Source organism: Marinobacter flavimaris, from assembly GCF_002933295.1.
In the GTDB taxonomy this organism is placed as follows: domain Bacteria; phylum Pseudomonadota; class Gammaproteobacteria; order Pseudomonadales; family Oleiphilaceae; genus Marinobacter; species Marinobacter flavimaris.
Window position 1 is genome coordinate 1 of record NZ_PSSW01000030.1, and the last position, 3,416, is coordinate 3,416.

Sequence of the window (3,416 nt, forward strand, 5' to 3'; positions counted from 1 at the left end):
CGACTTCGGGGGCCCCGCGATCAGCGGGGATCCTTTACCGGCCGGAGGTCGGAAGCGCGAGGGATATGGAGGGCGTCAGTCCCGCAACGCGGGATGAGCGAATAGCGAACCCGGAGAAGCCCGGCCCGAAGGGCGCGCCTGGTTATTTATCCCAGCACGCAGCCACCTTAACGGCTGCACTCCTTTGAATTATACTGCCGCGCCCATTTTGCGGCTGTTTCTGCAATAGGGCCAATCTGTTAAATCAAGAGGTGAGTGCTAATGCTCCGAATTACTCTAGTTTTGACCCTACTACTTACCGCTCTTCCCGCGAGCGCGATGACAATTGGTACGTTGAAGGAGTTAGAAAACTCAGATCGCAGGGATCCAGCCTACAAGTCGTACATGCTTGGTTTACAACGGGGCATCATGTACACCGACGGCGTAGTGGAGCAACGTTTTGGAGAAAGTCTTTTTTGCCTTCCAGAGACCATGAATTTTGGTTCCATTGATTACGCAAAGATGACTTTGGAGGAAGCTGAGAGAATGGGAATGGGCGATGATGCTGTAGCTGAAATGGTGATGATTTTCGCTCTAATGACAAACTTCCCATGTGAATGATTAAGAAAGGGCCGGAAGTCTCTTAACCTCCGGCCCAGGGACAGAATCAACCCTCCACAGCTTCAGGTCGCATCTGCGGCGGTAGCCAACCTTTGGATTCCTCAAGACCATCCAGCAACTCAGCCAAATCGCGCTTTTTGGCATTTGCCATACCTGCTGCCAGATCGGTGCCTTTAAGCTCTACCAGAATATCCAACAGCTTTTCGCGCTTGACCCGCTTGAAATAATTCTCCTTGGTCGGCTGCCAGAGAGCGCTTAAATCAAAGTTGATTTGCTCTTTCACAAGTTCGGCAATGACCGAGCTGGATGAACGCAGCGACTGAGCGACACAAAAAGCGTGAATCGCCAGCTTGTCCGGCATCGTCAGTGATTGGAACGCCCTGAACATATCCGCCTCGGTTTCCTCATTCATCCAAACCAGATTCAAACCGTCTCGCGTTTTCTGAATCTTTTCGGCGGCTTTGGTTTCCAGGATGTCCTTGGGACTGAACTCGGCCCACTGAACACTGATGTCACAGGGTCGGAGGAAGCTTTGTGCCACACGCTGCAACGCCATATTGAACACCGACAAATCAAAGCACAGTTCCGGTGAATCCATCAGATCAGCTTGCAGGGCCTGCAAGCTATAAGCACTCAGATCACTCAAGAGCGCCGCGCTTTCGTCCGGCTTCTTAGGAACATCAACCGCGCCCTGCTCGTCTTCGCCCTCGCTACCTTTCTCACCGTCTTCGGGCTTCACAATACCTTCGCGGTATTCCGGCTCCCCTTCCCGTCCAATCAGAATGAGAACGCCCGCCTCCGCCTTCTGCCCTACGGAAAATACTCGAGAGTTTTCTTTCTGCTCCTGCAAATCCCTTTCTTCGTCGGTCAGTCGGTCGTGTTCTTCATCCTCTTCCTCTGTCCATTCCGGCATCGGCTTCTCATTCAAGACATTCAAACGGGCATCGATCTCGGCCAGTCGGGCGCTCAACGCCTCGGGCAGGTCCACTTCAATTTCCGGCTCCACGCGCCTCATGCTGGCAAACGGTGAGGACCAGAAACCACCAAAGGTATACTCCACCCATTTCCAGCCCTCGACCTTCTTCTCAGCCACCAGTCGCTCGATCTTGGCCTCTGCCAACGACTTCAAAAGCTCCGGATCGTTGAGGTAGGTCACCTCCTGGAACAGATCGGACGCCACACTACCACCGGCCTGCTCATAGGCTGCCAAGCCCACAAACACAGCCATAGGCTCGGTGCTTCGAACATTCTCAGGCAGCAAACGAGAACGAATCTCCCACGCCGAGAAGCCATAGCCCTCCTTCATTTCAGCAAAAACCGCCGCCTGTTTTTCCTGATCGTCGGAAACGGTGAAGGCCATGACCTCCTTTTTATCCAGTTCCCGATTACGGAAAGCCTGCAAAATCACCGGGGCCACCCCGCCGAGCTTCAACAGTTTGCGAACATCCGTCACGCTGTGGCCGAATTTCTTGGCAATGTCCTCTGCGCTCATGCCCTGCTCGTTCAACTGCATATACGCCGAAAACCAATCCGCGTCGTGCATTGCCGCTTTCAAGTTTTCCGCCATTGAGGCCTCGGTGGCGTCGGTCTGATCTTTCACCACACAGCGCACAGCGTAATCCTTCGCAATGTCGCCGTTCTCTGCCAAATGCTGCAACGCAGCCAGACGGCGGCCACCGCCGACAACCTCAAACTTACCGCGCTTCTTCGACTTCACAACAATCAAGTTCTGTAGCAGCCCCTGAGAGCCGATAGAAGCGATTAACTGCTGATCCTCTACATCTGCCGCCGATACCTTACGAACGTTCTTCTCAGAGATTGTGAGGGCGTTCAATTTGATGTTCTGTTCCATGGTGTCAGTTCCTTGTCAGTTGGGTGTTTCCGTCCGGAAACCGTTGGGGGCTCTCGCCCCCGCATGGGTTAAGCGGCGATCAGCCGATCAGGGAGGTGAATCGCGTATGAGCGCTGACCATGGGAAATGGACAGCCCCTCATGGTCCTCATGAATCCGCCAAGCCGATCCGGCCTCAACCAACTCACGCAACAGAGCCAAACGATCCGGCAGATGGTCGCGCCCAAAATTGTGATCGGCATCGGCTTTGTAATCGTCGGTGAGCTCCCATTGAGTTTTCACCCGAGCATCGGTATCCCGAGCCAAAAGGCGAACGACGTGGGGAATCGTCCATTTCTTGGGCAGCTTTTGCAGAGGGTTCACCCGCTGTGCAGCAAACGGGCAAAATTCGATTTTCGCGTCCCTCTGATAGCCCCAAAGCTTCAACGTATCCCGAAGGCGCACATGCTTGGTTGGCTCACAATCGAAGGCCGCGCAAACCTCCAGGACCTTCTTCAGTGACCAGCCACAGATCGCCAGAAAATCCATCACGTCCGACTCGTTACCGCCCAAACTGAAGCGGTTCAGAGTCTTGCCACGGCTCATGGCCTCGGCCGTGTCAGTGATGACAAGGTTGAAATCGTCTTTGTGCAGACCGTAGCGACGAACGTGAGCGGCAGGCTGGGCTACGAAAAGGTCTCGCAGCTCAAAGGCCATTACCCAAGCCGCACGGTTTTCCAGATGAGGGGTAGAAATGACTTTCAACATGGTGGGAATCTCCTAACTCGCCTCGATAACCGGCGGCGAACCCGGAGGCCAGCACCCCGCTGACCATGTGATTATTATCGGTTTTCCTTCCCTGTCTGTCAATCTCTTTGTATACCTTTCAAAGAATAAAAACCCATATAAATCAGCCCTCTTTGTGCATCTTCGTCTAACGCCAGACTTGTCTTTTGCAGTGTGATGATCTTGATTGTCCGGATGCC

3 protein-coding genes are annotated in these 3,416 nt (G+C 53.8%); 1 reads left to right on the forward strand and 2 read right to left on the reverse strand.

Translation table 11 applies throughout. The annotated features are described in order from the left end of the window. Window positions 1-261: 261 nt before the first annotated feature. Window positions 262-600, forward strand: a complete 339-nt coding sequence (locus MDHKLMBL_RS20550) for a hypothetical protein (RefSeq protein WP_104272558.1) — start codon at window positions 262-264, stop codon at window positions 598-600. Between the two features lie 46 nt (window positions 601-646). Here MDHKLMBL_RS20550 and MDHKLMBL_RS20555 read toward each other — a convergent pair whose 3' ends face one another. Both MDHKLMBL_RS20555 and MDHKLMBL_RS20560 read right to left on the reverse strand, forming a co-directional pair. Further along, window positions 647-2,452, reverse strand: coding sequence for a ParB/RepB/Spo0J family partition protein (locus MDHKLMBL_RS20555; protein WP_104272559.1), 1,806 nt, complete (start codon window positions 2,450-2,452; stop codon window positions 647-649). A 68-nt stretch (window positions 2,453-2,520) separates the two neighbouring features. Then, complete coding sequence (locus tag MDHKLMBL_RS20560; protein WP_104272560.1) at window positions 2,521-3,198, reverse strand: hypothetical protein; 678 nt, start codon at window positions 3,196-3,198, stop codon at window positions 2,521-2,523. Window positions 3,199-3,416: the final 218 nt, after the last annotated feature.